18 protein-coding genes and 1 pseudogene are annotated in these 19,940 nt (G+C 71.2%); 14 read left to right on the forward strand and 5 right to left on the reverse strand.

Annotation, left to right across the window (positions count from 1 at the left end):
• The first annotated feature begins 24 nt into the window (after positions 1–24).
• From F8271_RS09735 to F8271_RS09755, 5 genes are all read left to right on the forward strand, one after another.
• Positions 25–372, forward strand: a complete 348-nt coding sequence (locus tag F8271_RS09735; protein ID WP_151489373.1) for a hypothetical protein — start codon at positions 25–27, stop codon at positions 370–372.
• Between the two features lie 277 nt (positions 373–649).
• Positions 650–1,717 (forward strand): BMP family protein, encoded by a 1,068-nt coding sequence (locus tag F8271_RS09740; RefSeq protein WP_151489387.1) that lies wholly within the window; start codon positions 650–652, stop codon positions 1,715–1,717.
• A gap of 251 nt (positions 1,718–1,968) precedes the next feature.
• Complete coding sequence (locus tag F8271_RS09745; RefSeq protein ID WP_357945539.1) at positions 1,969–3,480, forward strand: ABC transporter ATP-binding protein; 1,512 nt, start codon at positions 1,969–1,971, stop codon at positions 3,478–3,480.
• Positions 3,477–4,832 carry an ABC transporter permease gene (locus F8271_RS09750; RefSeq protein WP_151489375.1) on the forward strand — a complete coding sequence of 452 codons (1,356 nt, stop codon included), beginning with the start codon at positions 3,477–3,479 and terminating at the stop codon, positions 4,830–4,832. The genes F8271_RS09745 and F8271_RS09750 overlap by 4 nt, the downstream gene beginning before the upstream one ends.
• Positions 4,833–4,835: 3 nt before the next feature.
• Entirely contained in the window at positions 4,836–6,116 is a 1,281-nt protein-coding gene (locus F8271_RS09755; protein ID WP_151489376.1) for an ABC transporter permease, read from the forward strand.
• 75 nt (positions 6,117–6,191) lie between these two features.
• On the opposite strand, the gene F8271_RS09760 is transcribed toward F8271_RS09755, so the two are convergent.
• Entirely contained in the window at positions 6,192–6,623 is a 432-nt protein-coding gene (locus tag F8271_RS09760) for a peptidase inhibitor family I36 protein (RefSeq protein ID WP_192580218.1), read from the reverse strand.
• Positions 6,624–6,796: 173 nt separating this feature from the next.
• Here F8271_RS09760 and F8271_RS09765 point away from each other — a divergent pair, with 173 nt between their 5' ends.
• From F8271_RS09765 to F8271_RS09775, 3 genes are all read left to right on the forward strand, one after another.
• Positions 6,797–7,501, forward strand: coding sequence for a cytidine deaminase (locus F8271_RS09765; protein ID WP_151489378.1), 705 nt, complete (start codon positions 6,797–6,799; stop codon positions 7,499–7,501).
• 133 nt (positions 7,502–7,634) lie between these two features.
• The gene (locus F8271_RS09770) at positions 7,635–8,915 is read left to right on the forward strand and encodes a thymidine phosphorylase (protein WP_151489388.1); all 1,281 of its coding nucleotides are present in this window, start codon (positions 7,635–7,637) and stop codon (positions 8,913–8,915) included.
• A gap of 110 nt (positions 8,916–9,025) precedes the next feature.
• Positions 9,026–9,706, forward strand: a complete 681-nt coding sequence (locus tag F8271_RS09775; RefSeq protein WP_151489379.1) for a DUF4272 domain-containing protein — start codon at positions 9,026–9,028, stop codon at positions 9,704–9,706.
• Positions 9,707–9,708: 2 nt separating this feature from the next.
• On the opposite strand, the gene F8271_RS09780 is transcribed toward F8271_RS09775, so the two are convergent.
• Both F8271_RS09780 and F8271_RS09785 read right to left on the reverse strand, forming a co-directional pair.
• Positions 9,709–10,563, reverse strand: a complete 855-nt coding sequence (locus F8271_RS09780; protein WP_151489380.1) for a putative RNA methyltransferase — start codon at positions 10,561–10,563, stop codon at positions 9,709–9,711.
• A 1-nt stretch (position 10,564) separates the two neighbouring features.
• The gene (locus tag F8271_RS09785) at positions 10,565–11,056 is read right to left on the reverse strand and encodes a MarR family winged helix-turn-helix transcriptional regulator (RefSeq protein ID WP_151489381.1); all 492 of its coding nucleotides are present in this window, start codon (positions 11,054–11,056) and stop codon (positions 10,565–10,567) included.
• A gap of 59 nt (positions 11,057–11,115) precedes the next feature.
• Here F8271_RS09785 and F8271_RS09790 point away from each other — a divergent pair, with 59 nt between their 5' ends.
• Together F8271_RS09790 and F8271_RS09795 are read left to right on the forward strand one after the other, a co-directional pair.
• Entirely contained in the window at positions 11,116–11,532 is a 417-nt protein-coding gene (locus tag F8271_RS09790) for a PPOX class F420-dependent oxidoreductase (RefSeq protein ID WP_151489382.1), read from the forward strand.
• Between the two features lie 45 nt (positions 11,533–11,577).
• Positions 11,578–12,651 carry an adenosine deaminase gene (locus tag F8271_RS09795; protein WP_151489383.1) on the forward strand — a complete coding sequence of 358 codons (1,074 nt, stop codon included), beginning with the start codon at positions 11,578–11,580 and terminating at the stop codon, positions 12,649–12,651.
• A gap of 3 nt (positions 12,652–12,654) precedes the next feature.
• Here F8271_RS09795 and F8271_RS33065 read toward each other — a convergent pair whose 3' ends face one another.
• Complete coding sequence (locus tag F8271_RS33065; RefSeq protein ID WP_225854347.1) at positions 12,655–12,990, reverse strand: hypothetical protein; 336 nt, start codon at positions 12,988–12,990, stop codon at positions 12,655–12,657.
• A 460-nt stretch (positions 12,991–13,450) separates the two neighbouring features.
• On the opposite strand from F8271_RS33065, the gene F8271_RS09805 reads away from it, so the two are divergent.
• The 4 genes from F8271_RS09805 to F8271_RS09820 all read left to right on the forward strand — a co-directional run bounded on the left by F8271_RS09805 (position 13,451) and on the right by F8271_RS09820 (position 18,453).
• Positions 13,451–16,981 carry a sensor histidine kinase gene (locus F8271_RS09805; RefSeq protein WP_151489385.1) on the forward strand — a complete coding sequence of 1,177 codons (3,531 nt, stop codon included), beginning with the start codon at positions 13,451–13,453 and terminating at the stop codon, positions 16,979–16,981.
• Positions 16,978–17,382, forward strand: a complete 405-nt coding sequence (locus tag F8271_RS09810) for a roadblock/LC7 domain-containing protein (RefSeq protein WP_007455462.1) — start codon at positions 16,978–16,980, stop codon at positions 17,380–17,382. The genes F8271_RS09805 and F8271_RS09810 overlap by 4 nt, the downstream gene beginning before the upstream one ends.
• Positions 17,383–17,480: 98 nt before the next feature.
• Positions 17,481–17,858, forward strand: coding sequence for a DUF742 domain-containing protein (locus F8271_RS09815; RefSeq protein ID WP_030329021.1), 378 nt, complete (start codon positions 17,481–17,483; stop codon positions 17,856–17,858).
• Between the two features lies 1 nt (position 17,859).
• Entirely contained in the window at positions 17,860–18,453 is a 594-nt protein-coding gene (locus tag F8271_RS09820) for an ATP/GTP-binding protein (RefSeq protein ID WP_007455465.1), read from the forward strand.
• A gap of 211 nt (positions 18,454–18,664) precedes the next feature.
• Here F8271_RS09820 and F8271_RS09825 read toward each other — a convergent pair.
• A pseudogene (locus F8271_RS09825) lies at positions 18,665–19,940 on the reverse strand (transposase); the annotation flags it as partial.

Here is a 19,940-nt window from a genome sequence, read left to right on the forward strand (position 1 = left end):
CGTTGATAGGGGAGGATGAGCGGCGTGGAAGCACTGCGACTGATCCTCCTCTATGTCCATCTGATCGGCTTCGCCCTGCTGCTCGGCGGCTCGATCGCCCAGTACGCCAGCGGCAGGCTGCGGATCAACCCCGCCATGCTCTGGGGGGCCGTGATCCAGTTGCTGACCGGCCTCGGGCTCGCCGCGCCGCTGCGCGGCGGCGGTGACGACGAGCCGGCACCGGCGAAGCTTGTGACGAAGTTGGTGATCGCGCTGCTGATCTTCGTCATGGTCTTCTTCTCCCGGAAGCGGGACGTGGTCAACCGCGGGCACTTCCTCGCGATCGTCGGTCTGACCCTGGTCAACGCGGCGGTGGCGGTCTTTTGGCGGTAACGTCCGTGGAGGGGATGGCCCCCGCGAACCGGACGTTCGGGACGCCTTCATGCGCGGTTACCAGCACGAAGAGTGACTTGCCCCACGCAAGGGTTACACCCGGGTAACAGGCGTTCAACAGTCGTGCACGATTGTCGGCCGGTGGGTGGGCGCGGGCGTACGCTCCCGTCCGTAACGTGGGACAGCCGGCGGCACACCCGCAGGTCGGCTGATGGGCTGCCACCGCACTAGGCGCGGTGTGCAATGGGAAGGAGACGTCTTGCGCTCGGTGCGTGGGATGCGGATCGCCTCGATCTTCGCGGTGGGTGGGCTTCTGCTCACCGCCGCCGCGTGTGGCGAGGCCCCCGATGATGACAACAACGCCGGCAGTGGCGCCAAGAAGTACAGCGCCTGCATGGTGACCGACGTCGGCGGCATCGACGACAAGTCGTTCAACACCTCGGCCTGGAAGGGCCTGCAGGAGGCCAAGGCCGCCAACAGCAACATCGACATCAAGTACGTCGCGTCGAAGTCCGAGCCCGACTACGAGCCGAACCTGACCCAGTTCGTCAACCAGAAGTGCGACTTCATCCTGGCGGTCGGTGGCCTGATGGCCAACGCCACCTCGAAGATCGCCAAGGCGAACCCGAACCAGCAGTTCGGCATCGTCGACGCCAACCCGGGTGACGCCAACGTCTACCCGATGCAGTTCGACACCGCCCAGGCCGCGTTCCAGGCCGGCTACCTGGCCGCCGGGATGAGCAAGAGCGGCAAGGTGGGCACCTACGGTGGTCTGCCGATCCCGCCGGTGACCATCTTCATGGACGGCTTCGTCGACGGCGTGGCGTACTACAACACCACCAAGGGCAAGAACGTCCAGGCGCTGGGTTGGAACAAGGAGACCCAGAAGGGCTCCTTCACCAACGACTTCGCCAAGCAGGACGAGGGCAAGAAGGTCTCCGACGCGCTGGTCGCCCAGGGCGCGGACATCATCATGCCGGTCGCCGGCGGCTCCGGCCTCGGCACCACCGCCGCCGCCAAGGCGTCGGGTGGCAAGTACAGCACCATCTGGGTGGATGTCGACGGCTGCGAGAGCACCCCGGACTGCTCGGCGATCATCACGACGGTCGTCAAGAACATCCCGGAGGCCGTCAAGGAGGCCGTGCTGAAGGCCGCCGGTGGCGAGAAGCTGGAGGCCAAGCCGGGCTTCGTCGGCACCCTGGCCAACACCGGTGTCTCGATCGCCCCGTTCCACGACTTCGACAGCAAGGTCCCGGCCGAGCTGAAGGCAGAGGTCGACAAGATCAAGGCGGACATCGCCGCGGGCACCATCACCGTCACCTCGAAGGCCCAGCCGACCAAGTGACGACCGGCCAGCTCTTCCGGTGAGATCATCGGAGGGCCGGCGGGGAACAGGTACGACCGATCCGGCCGCTCCGGCGCCGCGGGTGACCCCCGTGGGGCCGGAGCGGCCGATCGCGCGCCACGGCGACCGGCCGGTCCGGCCCGGTCGCCGGCAGCTACGCTGCACCATCGCTCGCACTCCAGGAGGTTGCGCTGAGACTCGAACTGCGCGGCATCACCAAACGATTCGGTGATCTGGTCGCCAACGACCACATCGATCTGACGGTCGAGCCTGGAGAGATCCACGCCCTGCTCGGCGAGAACGGCGCGGGCAAGTCGACCCTGATGAACGTGCTCTACGGGCTCTACCAGCCCGACGAGGGCGAGATCCTGGTCGACGGCAAGCCGCTGAAGCTGAAGGGCCCGTCCGACGCGATCGGTGCCGGGATCGGCATGGTGCACCAGCACTTCATGCTGGTGCCGGTCTTCACCGTGGCCGAGAACATCATGCTCGGCGCCGAGCAGACCAGGGGCGGCATCGCCGGATTCCTGGACCGGCGGCGGGCCCGGCGCGAGGTCGCCGAGGTGTCCGAGCGCTACAACCTGCGGGTCGACCCGGACGCGGTGATCGAGGACCTGCCGGTCGGCATCCAACAGCGCGTCGAGATCGTCAAGGCGCTCACCCGCGACGTCGACCTGCTCATCCTGGACGAGCCGACCGCCGTGCTCACCCCGCAGGAGACCGAGGAACTGCTGACCGTCATGCGGTCGCTCAAGGCCGCCGGCAAGTCGATCGTCTTCATCACCCACAAGCTCGGCGAGGTCAAGGCCATCGCCGACCGGATCACGGTGATCCGACGCGGGAAGACCGTCGGCACCGCCTCGCCGGAGGCCAGCCGGGACGAGCTGGCCGCGCTGATGGTCGGGCGCAACGTCCGGCTCACCGTGGACAAGTCCCCGGCCACGCCGGGCGACCCGGTGCTGGAGGTGGCCGGGCTGGTCGTCGACGACGACCGGCAGATCCGCGCCGTCGACGGGGTGGACCTGACCGTGCGCGCCGGTGAGGTGCTCGGCGTGGCGGGCGTACAGGGCAACGGTCAGACCGAGCTGATCGAGGCGATCATGGGTCTGCGGCCGGTGCTCGCCGGCACGGTCAGCCTGGCTGGCGACCGGATCGACGGCTGGAAGACCAAGAAGGTGCTCCGCGCGGGCGTCGGCTACGTGCCCGAGGACCGCAGCGTGGACGGCCTGGTCAAGGAGTTCAGCGTCGCGGAGAACCTGGTGCTGGACATCTACGACCGGCCGCCGTTCGGTGCCGGGCTCGCGCTGAAGCCGGACGCCATCACGTCCTCGGCCAAGGAGCGGATCGAGCAGTTCGACGTCCGTACCTCATCGGCCGACGCGCCGGTGGGCACCCTCTCCGGCGGCAACCAGCAGAAGGTGATCGTGGCGCGGGAGTTGTCCCGCCCGCTGAAGCTCTTCATCGCCGCCCAGCCGACCCGCGGCGTCGACGTCGGGTCGATCGAGTTCATCCACAGCCGGATCGTCCATGAGCGGGACGTCGGGACCGCCGTCGTGGTGGTCTCCAGCGAACTCGACGAGGTGATCGGGCTGGCCGACCGGATCGCGGTGATGTATCGCGGCCGGATCATCGGCGTCGTCGGCCCGGACACCCCGCGCGAGGAGATCGGCCTGCTGATGGCCGGCATCAGCCCGGACGCCGCCGCTGCGACCGACGGGGGCCCCGCGACCGACGCGGGCTCCGCGAGCGAGGACGAAGCATGACCAACCCCAACCCGCAGTCGGGCTCTCCGGACAAGGAGCCGGCGAGCGAGGCGCAGGCCGCGCAGAACGCCCTCGGCAACACCGAGCGGGCCAGCACGACCACCGCGCCGAAGCCGTCCGAGCCGGAGCCGAAGCCGTCCCTGGGCCGGCTGTTCCTGGACAACCTCTGGGCGGCCAACACCTTCACGGTGACCCTGCTGTCGCTGGTGCTGGCGGTCGTGGTCGGCGCGGTACTGATGATCATTTCTGATCCGGACGTGCTGCACACCTACTCGTACATCACCGCGCGTCCCTCCGACGCGTTCAGCGCCAGCTGGACACTGGTGAGCGAGGCGTACGCGAACCTGTTCAAGGGCTCGGTGTTCGACCCGGAGGCGTTCGCCGGCTGGTTGAACGGCAGCAACGGCTGGCAGGCCGTGCTGGCGCCGATCTCCGAGACGCTCACCTACGCCGCGCCGCTGGTCTTCACCGGCCTGGCGGTGGCGCTGGCCTTCCGCGGCGGCCTGTTCAACATCGGCGCGCAGGGCCAGGCCACCATCGGCGTGATCCTGGCGGCGCTGGCCGGCTTCCTGCTGCCGCTGCCGCCCGGCCTGCACCTGCTGGTGGCGGTGCTGGCCGGCGCCCTGGGTGGTGCGCTCTGGGGGTTCATCCCGGGCATCCTCAAGGCCCGCGCCGGCGCACACGAGGTGATCAACACGATCATGCTCAACTACGTCGCCACGTACTTCCTCACCTGGCTGATCGTGCAGAACGGCGTGCAGGACCCGAAGCGCACCGACGCGATCAGCAAGGCGGTCGACACCTCCGCCCAGCTGCCCCGGCTCCTCGGCGACAACCTGCGGGTGCACGCCGGCATCCTGCTCGCCGTGCTGGCCACCTGGGCGGTCGCCTGGCTGCTCAACCGCTCCACGCTCGGCTTCGAGCTGCGGGCGGTCGGCGCCAACCCGGACGCCGCCCGGACCGCCGGCATCAGCGTCACCCGGACGTACATCCTGATCATGGTGTTCTCCGGGATCCTGGCCGGCCTCGGCGGCTCGAACATGGTGCTCGGCTCCACGGCCAGCGCGCTGACCCCGCTGGTGGTCGCGCAGATCGGCTTCGACGGCATCCTCGTGGCGCTGCTCGGCCGGGTGAAGCCCTGGGGGGTGCTGCTCGCCGCGCTGCTGTTCGGTGCGCTCCAGGCCGGCGGCAACCGGATGCAGTCGTACTCGGGGATCTCGCTGGAGCTGGTGACCGTGCTCCAGGCGCTGATCGTCATCTTCATCGCCGCGCCGGCCCTGGTGAAGGCGATTTTCCAGCTCCGGGCCGCACGTGCCGCCCGGTTGCAGACGAGCCTGGCGAAGGGCTGGTAACTCATGTCCACCATGGCTGTCCCCGACGTCGCGGTCGCCCCGGTCGACGAGGGCTTCTGGACCCGTAGCCGCAAGGTCGGCCTCACGCTGCTGGCGCTCGGCCTGTTGGCGGCGGTGCTCTTCGGGGCGCTCGCCACCGACCAGCAGGCCCGGTTCACCCTCAGCGACGACGCTGCCGGTGCCGCACTGGAGATCAACGGCACGATCGGCGCGATCCTGTTCGGGATCATCGCGATCGCCGCGGGCGCGGCGCTGCTCGCCGGGGTGCCGAAGCGCTGGTTCCTGCCCGTGCTCGGCGTCGGGCTGGTCGGCTTCGTGCTCTCGTTCCTCTGCTGGCAGGTCTCCGCCGCGCCGACCGGGCAGAACTTCATGCCGCTGGTCAACATCATCCGGGGCACGTTCATCCTGGCCCTGCCGCTGATCTTCGGCGCGCTCGCCGGGGTGCTCTGCGAGCGGTCCGGTGTGGTCAACGTGGCCATCGAGGGTCAGCTGCTGATGGGCGCGTTCAGTGGCGCCCTGTTCGGCAGCATCTCCGGCAGCGTCTGGGTGGGCCTGGTCGCCGCCGCCGTCGGTGGGGCGTTCATCTCGCTGCTGCTCGCCGTCTTCGCCATCCGCTACCTGGTCGACCAGGTCGTCATCGGCATCGTGCTGAATCTGCTGGCGGTCGGCGTCACCGGCTTCCTCTACGAGCGGCTGATGCAGACCGACGCGGAGCAGTACAACAGCGCGCCCCGCTTCAGCAACTGGGAGATCCCGCTGCTCAAGGACATCCCGGTGCTCGGTCCGGCGCTGTTCCGCGGCAACATCTTCCTCTACGTCGGCCTGCTGCTGGTCCTGGTGATCCACATCGGGCTGTTCCGCACCCGCTGGGGTCTGCGTACCCGCTCGGTCGGCGAGCACCCGACCGCCGCCGACACGCTCGGCGTCAAGGTGCTGCGGGTGCGCTACCGCAACGTGCTGCTGGCCGGCGTGGTCGCCGGCATCGGTGGCGCTTCGTACACGCTGGCGCTCTACTCGTTCACCAAGAACATGATCGGCGGCAAGGGCTTCATCGCGCTGGCCGCGCTGATCTTCGGCCGGTGGAACCCGACCGGGGCGCTGCTCGCCGCGCTCTTCTTCGGGTTCGCCGACCAGCTCGCGACCTACCTGAGCGCGATCAACAGCTCGATCCCCAGCCAGTTCCTGGCCATGCTGCCCTACCTGGCCACGATCCTGGCGGTCGCCGGGCTCGTCGGCCGGGTCCGGGCGCCCGCCGCCGACGGCAAGCCGTACATCAAGGGCTGACGCCCCGACAACGGCCCCACACGCGAAACGGCGGTCGACCGGAACCCGGTCGACCGCCGTTTCGTCGTGCGCTGGCTAGCAGACCGCAGACGCGTTGTTGTCGAAGTTGACGTTCACGATTTTGCTGGTTCGGTAGTCGAGCACCTGGACATTGGTCAGGCTCGAGAACCTCGCCCCGGCCCGCACGCCGAACTCGTAGCCCGACTTGCGGAAGGGGTCGGGGTACTCGTACACGAACACGGGGTTACCGCTGTTGTTGATGATGGACGATGTGTGGTCGACGACCGGGTTGCCGTTGCTGAAGCGGTTGTCGCCAAGATCCTTGTCGCAGCCGCTCACCCGAAAGATCCCACCGCCGAAGTTCGCAGTCTCGAACAGGCAGACCTCGCCGGACCTGCAGTCATTCGCGCTAGCGGCCTGGGCGCTCGTGGTCGTGGTCAGCGTGAGGCCACCGAGGGCCACCCCGAAAGCCGTCAGCGTGGCCCCGACTCGTTTTGCGATTCGCACACAGATCCCTTCGTGATCGTTCGTACGTTTCGCTGCTGGACGGTAACTTCGCACTCTTGACAACCACTTGATGCGGTAAGCAGGGCATTCGAGGTGGTCTGCGTGCGCCACGCAGCCCTGCCGACCGGCACCCTGGCCGCGTCTGACCTGCGCTGCTTCGGCAGAATGATGGGATGACCGAGATCGACTGGGAACGACTTCGCGCCGCCGCCACCGAGGCGATGCGGCACGCGTACGCGCCGTACTCGACGTTCCCGGTCGGTGCCGCCGCGCTGGTCGACGACGGCCGCGTGGTGGTCGGTTGCAACGTGGAGAACGCCGCGTACGGGGTGACGCTCTGCGCCGAGTGTGGGGTCGTGTCCAGCCTGCACGCCACCGGTGGCGGTCGGCTCGTCGCGCTCTCCTGCGTCGACGCGACCGGTGAGCCGTTGATGCCGTGCGGCCGGTGCCGGCAGCTGCTCTGGGAGCACGGCGGGCCGGAGTGCCTGATCGAGTCGAAGGCCGGCCCGCTGCGGATGGCCGAGTTGCTGCCGCACGCCTTCGGCGTGGAGGACCTGGAGGCGGTGACCGGCGAGACGCCGTTGCCCGTCGTCCCCGAACGGCTGGCCGCCTGGCGCGGGCGCGGCACCGTCTTCGTGCATCCGGATCTCGCCGCCGGGCAGCAGGTCTGGACGGCGTACTGGGAGCGGTCGGCCGGCGACGACGCCGGCGCCGAGACCGGGGTGCTGGAGGAGGCGCCGAGCTGGGACGACCCGGCCGAGGCGATCACCTGGGGCCTGGCCCGGACGCCCCGCGTGGTGGTGGTGGACGAGACCGGCACGATCTTCTGGGCCGGCGAGGGCGAGCCGCCGGCGGAGATCCCTGTTCGCTGGAGTTGAGCTTGGGGGCGGTGGCCGACCGTGCCCGGCTCCGGGCGGTCAGGCTTGATCCCTCCGCCGGGCACGGTCGGCCCCCGCCCCGACGTGGTCACGGGCCGTGGGTCGGGATCTGCAACAGACGAGGAAAGATCTTCTGATGAGTTTTGCTGCTGTTGACGTTATTCGGGTGAAGCGGGACGGGGGTGTGCTGTCCGACGCGCAGATCGACTGGGTGGTCGACGCGTACACCCGGGGGGTGGTCGCCGACGAGCAGATGTCCGCGCTGGCCATGGCGATCCTGCTCAACGGCATGACCGGGCCGGAGATCGCCCGGTGGACCGCCGCGATGATCGCCAGCGGTGAACGCCTGGACCTCTCGGCGGTACGCCGGGCGACCGTCGACAAGCACTCCACCGGCGGCGTCGGCGACAAGATCACTCTGCCGCTCACCCCGCTGGTGGCGGCGTGCGGCGCTGCCGTACCGCAGTTGAGTGGGCGCGGCCTCGGGCACACCGGCGGCACGCTGGACAAGTTGGAGTCCATCCCGGGCTGGCGGGCCACGGTGAGCAACGACGAGTTCATCGCCCAGCTCGACGAGGTCGGCGCGGTGATCTGCGCGGCGGGTGCCGGCCTGGCCCCGGCGGACCGGAAGCTGTACGCGCTGCGGGACGTGACCGGCACGGTGGAGGCGATCCCGCTGATCGCCAGCTCGATCATGAGCAAGAAGATCGCCGAGGGCACCGGTGCGCTGGTCCTCGACGTCAAGGTCGGCTCGGGCGCGTTCATGAAGTCCGTCGACCAGGCGCGCGAGCTGGCCCGGACGATGGTCGAGCTGGGCGGCGCGCACGGGGTGCGGACGGTTGCCCTGCTCACCGACATGTCCACCCCGCTCGGCCTGGCGATCGGCAACGCGGTCGAGGTGACCGAGTCGGTCGAGGTGCTGGCCGGTGGTGGCCCGGCCGACGTGGTGGAGCTGACGGTCGCCCTGGCCCGGGAGATGCTCGACGCCGCCGGCCTGCCGGACGTCGATCCCGCGGCGGCGCTGCGCGACGGCCGGGCGATGGACTCGTGGCGGGCGATGATCCGGGCGCAGGGCGGCGACCCGGACGCGCCGATGCCGACCGCCGCCGAGGTCGAGGTGGTCCGCGCCGAGCAGGACGGGTACGTGGCGGCCGTTGACGCGTACGCCATGGGGGTTGCCGCGTGGCGTCTCGGCGCGGGCCGCGCCCGCAAGGAGGACCCGGTGAGTGTGCCGGCGGGTGTGGTGCTGCACCGGCGTCCGGGTGACCAGGTGCGGGCCGGCGACCCGCTGTACGAGTTGCGCGCCGAGGACGCGACGCGGATCCCGGCGGCGCTGGCGGAGGCGGCGCGTGCGGTACGGATCGCGCCGACCGCGCCGGCGACGACGCCGCTGGTCATCGAGCGGATCGGCTGACCGGACGCGGGGCGGGGTGGCGTGGTGCCGGTCACCTGGGAGCGCTATTCTCCCAGGCCAAGGGGGGACAGCCGGCCTTGAGCCGTCGCGAGCAGACAGGAATTTGCCCCGTGACCGTACCTGCTCCCGATCCTCGTGAGGTGCGTGAGGCGAGCCTGGACGAGCTGTCCCGGCTCGGCCTGCCGTTGCCCCCGGCCCAGTTTCCGCTCGTGTGGGAGCCGGGTGACGAGATCGAGTTGCGTCCGACGCCGGAGATCGAGGCGCGGATCGCCGTCCTGCATCTGATCCTGGCCCGCTGTTTCGGGATGCCACCGCAGGCCGCGATGAGCTGGCTGCTCGGTTCGCATCTGGTCGAGATGGTCACCCCGCCGGAGTGGCAGTTCGTGATGGGCGGCAGGGGCGACCACCGCTCGTTCGTGCTGCACCACGACGCGCTCTTCGCGCTGGCCTGGGTGCTGGGGCTGAGCAAGCAGCTCGACCCCACCCTGGCCGTGGACGAGCGGCTGGTGGAGCGGCTGCCGCACATTTCGGAGGGGGAGACGTTCCCCCGCTGGCAGGCCCGGATCCTCACCGCGCCGCAGCATCCGGCCGACGCCGCCGCGTTGCTCGACCTGCACTACTGCCTGGACTGGGCGTACCTGGAGACGGAGCGCGGCGGCCGGCGGGCGCCGGGTCTGGTCGACGCGAACGCGATCGGCCAGCGGCGGTGGGCGTTGGAGTGGGCGGTGATCCTGCGCGGGCCGTACCACGACGAGCCGCCCGGCTGGGAAGAGGTCGACCTCTCCACCTGAGGTCAGCGGGGGCGGTGGGCGTCGAGCCGGACCGCCACGGTCACCCGGACCGGTTCGGGCAGCGCGGCCACCCGGGCGGCGAGGGCGCCGGGGTCGGTGTGCCAGGCGCTCGGACCCATCCCGACCAGGGTGGCCACCTCGGCGCGGGTCAGCGTCAGTTCGGCCCGGTGCGTCGTCGAGTCGACCGGGGTGAAGTGCCCGCCGAGGCTGGCGGCCACCCGGTCGGCCTTGTCCGGGTCCACCCGTAACAGGTCGAGGGCGTCCACCAGTTCGGTGAGGTGGTCGGCGGCGGGCGTGACCACCAGCAGTGTGCCGGCCGGGTCGAGCACCCGGTGGAACTCCGGCCCGTTGCGCGGAGCGAAGACGTTCAGCAGTACGGCCGTCGAGCCGTCGGCGAGGGGCAGCCGCTGCCAGGTGTCGGCGAGCGCCGCGGCCGCCCGTGGATGCGCCCGGGCCGCGCGGCGCAGCGCCGGCTTGGAGACGTCCAGGGCCAGACCCACGGCGTCGGGCAGCGCCGCCAGCACCGCGCCGAGATACCGGCCGGTGCCGGCGCCGGCATCCACCACCAGGGGGTACGCCCCGAAGCCCGCCACCGCCCGCGGCACCGCGTCGGCGAGGGCGCCCGAGATCAGGTCGTAGTGCCCGGCGGCGAGGAAGTCGGCTCGGGCGGCCACCATCTCGGCGGTGTCCCCGACGTGCGGCGCGCGCCCGGCGAGCAGGTTGACGTACCCCTGCCGGGCGATGTCGAAGCTGTGCCCGCGTGGGCAGCGCAGCGCCCGGGCGGTGCCGGCGGTCGCCTCGGTCAGGGGCTCGCCGCAGACCGGGCAGCGCAGCTGTCGCAGGATCCGGGGGTCCACGTCAGGTCTCCGTGCCGCGCCGCGGGCGGGGGGCGCGGCCCTCGGCGAGGTGGTCGACGACCCGGTGGGTGAACGCGCCGAGCGCCTCGACCTCGGCCGGGGTGAGCAGGTCGAGGAAGTGTCGACGGACGGCCGTCACGTGGCCGGGGGCGGCGGCCTCGATGGCGCCACGGCCGGCGGGGGTGAGCACGACGATCGCGCCGCGGGCGTCGTCGGGGCATTCCTCGCGGGTGACCAGGCCTCGCTGCTGCATCCGGGTCAGGTGGTGCGAGAGCCGGCTGCGGGACCAGAGCATCCGGTCTGCCAGTTCGCTGAGGCGCAGTCGTCCCTGGGGTGTTTCGGAGAGGTCGGAGAGCACGTCGTAGTCGGGCTCGGACAGGCCGCCGTCCTGGGTCAGCTCCCGGGCCAGCTCCAGGTCGAGCAGTCGTCGCATCCGGCGGTAACCCCGCCAGGCGTGGTCCTCCCGGGCGTCCAGCCAGCGTGGCGCGTCCATGCCGCCCAGCCTAACGGCTTGGTTGACATGTCATCGGATCACCCCCTACGGTCGATGACATGTCAACGAACCGGTTGTGGGAACTGTTCGGCACCCGCGGGCGCGGGGTGCTCGTCACCCTCCGCCGTGACGGCCGACCCCAACTGTCCAACCTCGACTACCTGGCCGAACCGGGGCTCATCCGGTGCTCGACCGTCGGCGACCGGGCCAAGGCCCGCAACCTGAGCCGGGATCCCCGAGCGAGCTTCCACGTCACCACCCCCGACGGCGGCGCGTACGCGGTCGCCGAGGGTGCGGCCACCCTCACCCCACCGGCCGGTGCCGAGGACGACGCCACCGTGCGGGAGCTGGTCGAGGTCTACCGGCGCATCCGCGGCGAGCACCCCGACTGGTCGGAGTACCGGTCGGCCATGGTCGCCGACGGTCGACTGGTGATCCGGCTCGCCGTCACACACATCTACGGCTGGCCGGGATGAGCGGGCTGGCGCTACCGGCCGCAGCGCGCTGACTAGGGTCTGAGCATGGTCGCAACTATCCGATACGAGGACATCGTCAAGGTCCCGAAGGCGCTGCTGCACGACCACCTCGACGGCGGGCTGCGGCCGGCGACGATCGTCGAGCTGGCCGCGGAGGTCGGCCACGAGCTGCCCACCACCGACCCGGAGGCGCTCGGGCGCTGGTTTGTCGAGGCGGCGGACTCGGGCTCGCTGGAGCGCTACCTCGAGACGTTCGCGCACACGGTGGCGGTCATGCAGACCGCGCCCGCGCTGCGCCGGGTGGCCCGCGAGTGCGCCCTGGACCTGGCCGCCGACGGCGTGGTCTACGCCGAGGTGCGTTTCGCCCCGGAGCAGCACCTGGAACAGGATCTGAGTCTCGACGAGGTGGTCGAGGCGGTGCTCGCCGGGTTCGCCGAGGGCACCGCGCAGGCCGTCGAGGCGGGCTTGAGCATCCGGGTGGGCACCCTGCTCACCGCGATGCGGCACGCCGCCCGATCGCAGGAGATCGCCGAGCTGGCGGTGCGGCACCGGGACGCCGGGGTGGTCGGCTTCGACATCGCGGGCGCCGAGGCGGGCTTCCCGCCCACCCGGCACCTGGACGCCTTCGAGTACCTGCAACGGGAGAACTTCCACTTCACCATCCACGCCGGCGAGGCGTTCGGCCTGCCGTCGATCTGGCAGGCGATCCAGTGGTGCGGCGCGGACCGGCTCGGTCACGGGGTGCGGATCGTCGACGACATCGCCTCCGACGGCGCGCTCGGCCGGCTGGCCGCGTACGTGCGGGACAAGCGCATCCCGCTGGAGCTGTGCCCGTCGTCGAACGTGCAGACCGGGGCGGTGGACTCGATTGCGGACCACCCGATCGGCCTGCTGCGGGACCTGCGGTTCCGGGTCACCGTCAACACCGACAACCGGCTGATGAGCGGCACGTCGATGTCCCGCGAGATGTCGCTGCTGGTGGACACCTTCGGCTACGGCTGGCGGGAGTTGCAGTGGTTCACCATCAACGCGATGAAGAGCGCCTTCATCCCGTTCGACGAGCGACTGCGGATCATCGATGAGGTGATCAAGCCGGCGTACGCCAAGCTGCTGGCCTGACCGTCAGTGGTGCGGGTGGCCGGCGAGCAGGCCGGCCACCCGGCGCAGCACCTCCCGCGCGCGGGCCGCCTCGGCACCGAGCCCGGTCTGCCGGCGCAGCACGGCGGGTTCGGCCCGCAGCAACGCCACCCCGCGCCGCACCAGCACCCGGGGCGCCTTGCGCTGCTCGGCGAGGTCACGGGCCAGCCGGCGTACGAAGGTCGCTGCGCGCGGGCGTCGCAGCGCGTACGCCCCGGCGAGCAACCCGCGGCGGCGGCACTCCTCGACGATCTCGGCGGCGAAGATCCCTTCCGCGACGAAGATTGGCGATCCGGCGACATCAAATGGCCGGGTGGCCACCCTTCGATCCGCGCCGATCGCATAAACCGGCACATCGGCCCGACCATGGCGGGCCAGTTGGGCAATCGTTTCGACCGCCGTCAGAGCGTCCCACGAGTCGGGTGATTCCCAATCGACCTGGCCGTTTCGGTGCGGCAACGTAGGGTCATCACCGTCTTTGTAGAAGTCGTCCAGGCAGAGCACCGGCAAGCCGGTTTGCTGCGCTATGTACGACTTTCCGGAGCCCGAAGGCCCAGCGAGCAGGACAACGCGGTGCGGATGTTTCATTACCTTCAGTTACTCCGGCCAGACAGACTGCTATCAAATCGTATCAACATCTCATCACACCTTCGGCGGGTGACAACCTGGGCTTTCTTCTTGCCGAGCGTCGTGATGGAATCTCGGGGGTCCGACCCGCCGGGTCGGTCGCTGGGCGTTGCCCGGGGCAACGCGTTCAAGCTGTAATCGCGAGGGCGGTGACGTGAGCAAACGGCCAAAGACGGCGGGCTCCTTCCTGTCGCGGCTGCGCCGGCCGGCCAGCCGGCTCCGGGACATGCCGATCTGGTCCAAGCTCGGTCTCATCATGATCGTGCCGACCATCGCCACGGTCGTCGTGGGCACCAGTGGTCTCGTCGACCACCTGGAAACGCTCAGCAATGCCAACCGAGCTGGCGACCTGGCAAACCTGTCGAGCTATTCGGGCGACCTGGTCGACACGCTGCAGGACGAGCGGACCAGCGCCGTGCTGCTGCTACAGGCGGCCGGGACGCAACCGAAGGCGCAGTACCAGGAGGCGTTCAACCGGGTGAACTCCCGGGTGGACCAGGCGACCGGCCCCTACCGGCAGCAGCGGGCCGAGGTCGAGGACCTGCCGAGCAGCCTGGAGGGGCAGCTCGACGGGATCGACCAGTCCCTGAAGGACCTGCCGGGCGTTCGCAGCCAGGTGTTCAGCGGCAAGCTCAAGCTGACCGAGACCATTCAGACCTACGAGGGCCTGATCAGCGACCTGCTCGCCATCCGTGACTCGGCCACGCAGCTCGCCGGTGACAGCGACCTGAGCGACCGGATGCGCGCCGCCGCTGCGGTCGCCCGGGAAAAGGAGTTCCTCTCCGTACGCCGGGTCGTCGTCCACCGCGCGCTCGGCGCGCAGCGGATGACCCCGGTGCTGCGTACCGACTACATCGCCAGCGGCACCGGCCAGCAGCAGGCGTTGCAGAGCTTCAAGGCGGTGGCCAGCCCGGACGAGGCGAAGTTCCACGACCAGACGGTCGCCGGTGGTGACCGCCGGGAGGCGCAGAACTACACCGGCTGGATCGACGGCAACACCACCGGGGAGATGCGCGGGGCGCCGTTCGGCCCCGACCAGTGGGAATCCGCGATGACGGCCAACGCCAAGCTGATCCGCGCCGTCGAGACGAAGCTCGACAACGACGTGGTCACCGAGGCCGACAACCTGCGCTCCGACGTCCAACGTCAGGTCTTCCTGGAGACCGGCCTGCTGCTCAGCATGCTGCTGCTGGCCATCCTCTTCGCCTACCTGGTCGCCCGCTCGATGGCCCGCTCGCTGCGTGAGCTGCGCCAGGGCGCCCTGTCCGTCGCCCAGTACGGCCTGCCGCAGGCGGTGGCCCGTCTGCGCGACCCGCAGGTCGTCGGGCAGCTCTCCCCGGTCCAGCTGGCCAACCAGATCGCCGAGCCGCTGCCGGTCCGCAGCAGGGACGAGTTCGGTCAGGTGACCGAGGCGTTCAACGCGGTCCACCTGGAGGCCGTCCGTACGGCCGCCGAGCAGGCCGCGCTGCGCGCCTCCGTCGCCACCATGTTCGTCAACCTGGCCCGCCGTTCCCAGATCCTGGTCGACCGCCTCATCGGGCACCTCGACCGGCTGGAGCGCGGCGAGGAGGACCCGGACCGCCTGGCCGAGCTGTTCCAGCTCGACCACCTGGCCACCCGGATGCGCCGCAACGACGAAAACCTGCTGGTGCTCGCCGGTGCCGACTCCACCCGTGTGCAACGCGAGCCGGCCGCCCTCATCGACGTGCTGCGCGCCGCGCAGTCCGAGGTCGAGCACTACACCCGGATCGAGTTCGGGGTCATCGACCGCGACATCGAGGTCGCCGCGCACGCGGTCAACGACCTGGTGCACCTCGTCGCCGAGCTGTTCGACAACGCCACCGCGTTCTCGCCGCCCGACTCGCAGGTGATGGTCGAGGCCCGTCGGGTCGGCGACCGCGCCTCGCTCTACGTCGAGGACCGCGGTATCGGAATCAGCCGCGAGCAGTTGCAGGACCTCAACGAGCGGCTGGCGACGCCGCCGCAGGTGGACGTGGCCGTCTCCCGGATGATGGGCCTGGTCGTGGTCGCCCGACTGGCGTCCCGGCACGGGGTCCGGGTCGAGCTGCGTCCGGGTGCCGACCGGGGCACGGTCGCGGACGTGACGCTGCCCACCTCGGTGCTGGTGCCCCGGGCGCTCTCCGGCCGGGTGCAGCAGCCTCCGGCCCTGCCCGCAGCCGGCGGCGCACAGAACGGTGCGCCCATTCCCGCCTTCGGCGCGCTGCCCGCGCTGGGCAACGGCCCCCGCCCGAGCGAGTCCGGCAACCAGGTCACCCTGGGCGGCCGGCCGTTCGACCCGGCGCCGCGCAACGGTGCCGGCACTCCCGCCAACTCGGGTGGTTACCGCTCGATGCCGGCGTGGTCCGACCTGACCGGCGCGGCCGGGACGAACGGCGTCAACGGTGGCGACGGGTTCACGCCTCGGCCGGCCAACGGCCAGCCGATCGACCCGCTGCCGCAGCGCCGGGCGGGCGACGAGCCCTCCACGACCGGCCCGCAACAGGCCATTCCGCGGCAGCTGCCCAGCAGCCCGGAGGCACACCCGTACTCGGTGCCGCCGGTCTCCTCGCAGCCGTACTCCGGTGCGCCGGTGTCCGCCTCGCCGGCCTCGGGTCAGCCGTACTCCGGCCAGCCCTACTCGGGTGCGCCGTACGGCGGTGCGCCGGTGTCCGCCGTCCCGGCCTCCGGTCAGCCGTACGCCGGTCCGCCGGTGTCGGCGTCCCCGGTGTCGGCGTCGCCGTACTCCGGGCAGCCGTACTCGGCGCCGCCGGCCGCCGGCCAGTCGTTCAGCGGCTTCGTGCCCCGTTCCGCCCCGCCCGCCCAGGCGGCCAGCGCACCTCCGGCCCAGGCGCCCAGCGCTCCCGCACCTCCGGCCTGGCCGCCGGTGCCGGGTGGCGACCGGGAGACGGCGACCCCGCCGGTGCCCGAGCGGCTCGCCGCGGCCCAGCCGCCGGCACCGGCTCCGGCCCCTGCCGCCCCGCAGAGCCGGCCGGCACCGCAGCAGCCGCAGGCCCAGAACCGGCAGCGGTACGCGGACGAGACGATGGAGCTGCCGATCTTCCGGGAGCTCGAGTCGGCCTGGTTCCGTACCCGACGTCCCGGTCCCGAGGAGGCGGCGGCAGCCGCCAAGCCGGCGGCGAACGGCGGCACCGCGACCCAGCAGTTCGCCACGGTCGAGGCGGGCGCTCCGGCAGTCCACAAGACACCACCCGGAACGACAGGTAACACACCGATGGCAGACACTCCGACGGCCGGAGGAGCGCCGCGGGACAACGGGTCGACAGCGAACGGGGGCACCCGCCCCAGCCTCGCCGAGAGCCTGCCGAACCGCCGGCCCCAACAGCAGACCAACGGCTGGCAGACCGCCGCCGACGACGGCTGGCGTGCCGCCTCGGCAGCGGCCAGCGCGGCGCCGGTGGCCGAGACCACCACGACCGGTCTGCCGAAGCGCAAGCCGATGGCGCAGCTTGTGCCGGGTGCGGTGGAGAAGCCCACCACCTCGGTCCAGCGGCGCTCCCCGGAGGCGGTCCGTGGCCTGCTCTCCGCCTACCACCGGGGCGTGCAGCGAGGGCGTAGCACCTCGGACAACCCGACCAGCCCGGAGGAGACTCCGGGAGGGCAGCAATCCTCGCAGTCTGGCTCAGGCCCAGCGGCCGGGAGCGGGCAGAAGGAGCAAGAAGGATGACAACTACGCAGGATCTTGGTTGGCTGCTGGCCAACTTCGCCGACCGGGTGCCGGGTGTCGCACACGCGGTCGCGGTCTCGGCGGACGGCCTGCTTCTCGCGTCGTCGCGGGACCTGCCAAGGGACCGGGCCGACCAGCTCGCCGCGATCGCGTCCGGTCTGGTCAGCCTGACCCAGGGAGCGGCTCGCTGCTTCGAGGGAGGCGCTGTGCTGCAGACCGTCGTGGAGATGGACAATGGCTTCCTGTTCCTGATGTCCATCTCGGACGGTTCGTCCTTCGCCGTGCTGGCCGCCCGCAGCTCCGACGTGGGCCAGGTCGGCTACGAGATGGCACTGCTGGTCGACCGGGTGGGCGACGCGCTGACCCCGCAGCCGCGTGCGGCCGCGGGCATGCTGGGCTGACGCCTGGCCGACCGTGAGGTCGGCGAAACTGCAACGACAACAACGACGAGTTTCACCGGTGGGAGCCGGTACCGGGTGCGAAGGAGGTGAGCGGCGACATGGCCGATCGTGACGAACCGACCGGAGCGTTGGTCCGTCCATACGCCGTGACCCGTGGTCGTACCCGTCCCCGGCTTGACATCGCGCTGGAGGCGCTCGTCGAGACGACGGTGCGCGGCCGCGCCGCTGCCAATGGCAACGGCGGCCAGGGCCGCGAACACCAGTACATCGCCGCGCTGTGTGACGGACGCGTGCAATCGCTCGCCGAGATCGCGGCGCGGATGCAGCTCCCGCTCGGTGTGGCCCGGGTGCTCATCGCCGACATGGCGACGGACGGCCTGGTCGCGGTCCACGAGCCGACCATCCTGGACGACTCCGACGACGCGGTGGGCACTGAACTGCTGGAGAGGGTGCTGAGTGGACTTCGCAGGCTCTGACATGTCGCACCGCCCGCCGAATCCGAGCGGCCGCGTGACGTCGGCGAAGATCGTTATCGCCGGTGGGTTCGGCGTCGGTAAGACGACGCTGGTCGGCTCGGTCTCGGAGATCACGCCGCTGACCACCGAGGCCATCATGACCTCGGCCGGCGTGGGCGTCGACGACACCCGGCAGGTGCCGGGCAAGACGACGACCACCGTGGCCATGGACTTCGGCCGGATCTCGATCGACCGTGACCTGATCCTGTACCTGTTCGGTACGCCGGGTCAGACCCGGTTCTGGTTCATGTGGGACGAACTGGTCCGGGGTGCCATCGGCGCGGTGGTGCTGGTGGACACTCGCCGGCTGGCGGACTGCTTCGCGGCGATCGACTTCTTCGAGCACCGGCGGCTGCCGTACCTGGTGGCCATCAACTGCTTCGACGGGATGCAGTACCACGATCCGCAGGACGTCCGGGACGCCTTGGCGATCTCCAGTGACGTTCCGGTCGTGGCCTGCGACGCCCGTAACCGGGAGTCGACGAAGCACGTGCTGATCTCGCTGGTCGAGTACGTGCTCACCATGCGCCGTACGCGCGCCGTCGCCCCGGCCTGACCGGGACGGCTTCACACCCGGTGGTGGCTCCGGCCGCCACCGGGTGCCACACACTGCCCAGCGTCGACCGCGCCGGCCGTCTCCCCGACGGTCGGCGCGGACTCGTGCGCGGCCCTCTCTCCCGGGTAGCTCCCGCCGCCGGTCCCGTCTACGAATCGCGCCCCCAGTCAGCCGACTGGGGGCGCGATTGTCGCGTGTGGAGTGAGACCGGTCAGGACTGGTAGCCGGCGGAGCGGTACTCGTACTCCCGGTCGTCGTCGCGTTCACCGTGGTCGCGGCTGAAGTCCCAGCCGCCGGCGGCCTCACGACCCGGCCGGCCGCCCACCGCGAACCCGCCGATCTCCTGCCCACGGCGCCAGCCGCGGAAGTACCCGGTGGTGTTCTCCGCGAGGCTCGCCGCGTCACGCACTATCCGCAGTGGACGCTCCTCGCGCAGCGGGGAACCGGGGACCAGGTTGGCCTGCGGCACCCGCTTCGGCAGCCCGGCGTTGGTCTCCGCGCCCACCGCCGGGCGGGCCGCCTGCTCGGCTGCCTGCCACCCGGTGTCGGCCGTGGTCGACCAGTCCAGGTCGGACTCCTCGGTCTGCCCGACGAACCAGGCCGACTTCGCCTGCGCGAAAATCAACAGGTCGCCGTCGCCCTCGTCGGCCACCGGCGGAGGCCGATGCTCGACCGGCGGCGGAGGCCGATGCTCGACCGGCGGCGGAGGCCGGTGCTCGGCGGCACGCTCGACGCGCGGCACGGGACGGCCGCCGCGAGCTGCCTGCTCCCGGTCGACCAGCCGCAGCGGTGGCGTCTCCAGGTGCGGGTCGCTGGGCGGGTTGATGCCCTCGCGCAGCGCCCGGTCGGCCAGCGGCGGCGGCTCCACCAGCCGCAGCATGGGCGGCTCCTGCGGCAGGTCGTCCGCCAGCCAGGGCGGGGTCACCCGGCCGTCGGCCCGACCCGGGTCGGTCGGGGCGTCGATGCCGCGGCCACCACCGTACGGGTAGGCGACCGGGTTGTTCGCCGAGCTGTCGCTCGGGTCCTCCGGGTTGTTGACCAGCGGCCAGTTGGCCCGCGATCCCGGTGGCGCCGACTCCTGACCAGGTCGTGGCGTCGGCACGGGGATGCTCAGGTCGGTGGCGCTGAACCCGCCGGTGGGGCCCTCGTCGATCGGCCGCTGCTGGTGGCTCGGCCGGGGTTCGCCGTTGGTCTTGGGACGGGGCGGGATGACCGTGCGCTGCCGCTCGGCCCGCGCGTGATTGATCGCGGCGGTGGTCAGCGTCGGGCGGAACGGCTCGCCCGCCTCGGCCGGCGGCACCGTGCCACGTTGCGCCGGCGCGATGGGGGTGATCCCCGGGGGCGGAGGCGGTGGCGAGGAGACCGGCCGGTTGGTCGGGCCGTCGATCCGGCTCGGGGCGGGTTCGCCGCGTACCGGCAGTGCGGACACCGGCGGGCCGGCGACGGCGGCCGGAGCCACCGGCGCGGGTGCGACCGGCGGTGGGGTG

Origin of the sequence: Micromonospora sp. ALFpr18c (assembly GCF_008868155.1) — a bacterium.
In the GTDB taxonomy this organism is placed as follows: Bacteria; Actinomycetota; Actinomycetes; order Mycobacteriales; family Micromonosporaceae; genus Micromonospora.

Excerpts from the sequence above, each read along its gene's own strand:
- F8271_RS09820 (WP_007455465.1), top strand. The coding sequence starts at position 17,860 with ATGTCGCACCGCCCGCCGAATCCGAGCGGCCGCGTGACGTCGGCGAAG.
- F8271_RS09750 (WP_151489375.1), top strand. The coding sequence starts at position 3,477 with ATGACCAACCCCAACCCGCAGTCGGGCTCTCCGGACAAGGAGCCGGCG.
- F8271_RS09755 (WP_151489376.1), top strand. The coding sequence starts at position 4,836 with ATGTCCACCATGGCTGTCCCCGACGTCGCGGTCGCCCCGGTCGACGAG.
- F8271_RS09795 (WP_151489383.1), top strand. The coding sequence starts at position 11,578 with ATGGTCGCAACTATCCGATACGAGGACATCGTCAAGGTCCCGAAGGCG.
- F8271_RS09765 (WP_151489378.1), top strand. The coding sequence starts at position 6,797 with ATGACCGAGATCGACTGGGAACGACTTCGCGCCGCCGCCACCGAGGCG.
- F8271_RS09740 (WP_151489387.1), top strand. The coding sequence starts at position 650 with ATGCGGATCGCCTCGATCTTCGCGGTGGGTGGGCTTCTGCTCACCGCC.
- F8271_RS09810 (WP_007455462.1), top strand. The coding sequence starts at position 16,978 with ATGACAACTACGCAGGATCTTGGTTGGCTGCTGGCCAACTTCGCCGAC.
- F8271_RS09815 (WP_030329021.1), top strand. The coding sequence starts at position 17,481 with ATGGCCGATCGTGACGAACCGACCGGAGCGTTGGTCCGTCCATACGCC.
- F8271_RS09785 (WP_151489381.1), bottom strand. The coding sequence starts at position 11,056 with ATGGACGCGCCACGCTGGCTGGACGCCCGGGAGGACCACGCCTGGCGG.
- F8271_RS09790 (WP_151489382.1), top strand. The coding sequence starts at position 11,116 with ATGTCAACGAACCGGTTGTGGGAACTGTTCGGCACCCGCGGGCGCGGG.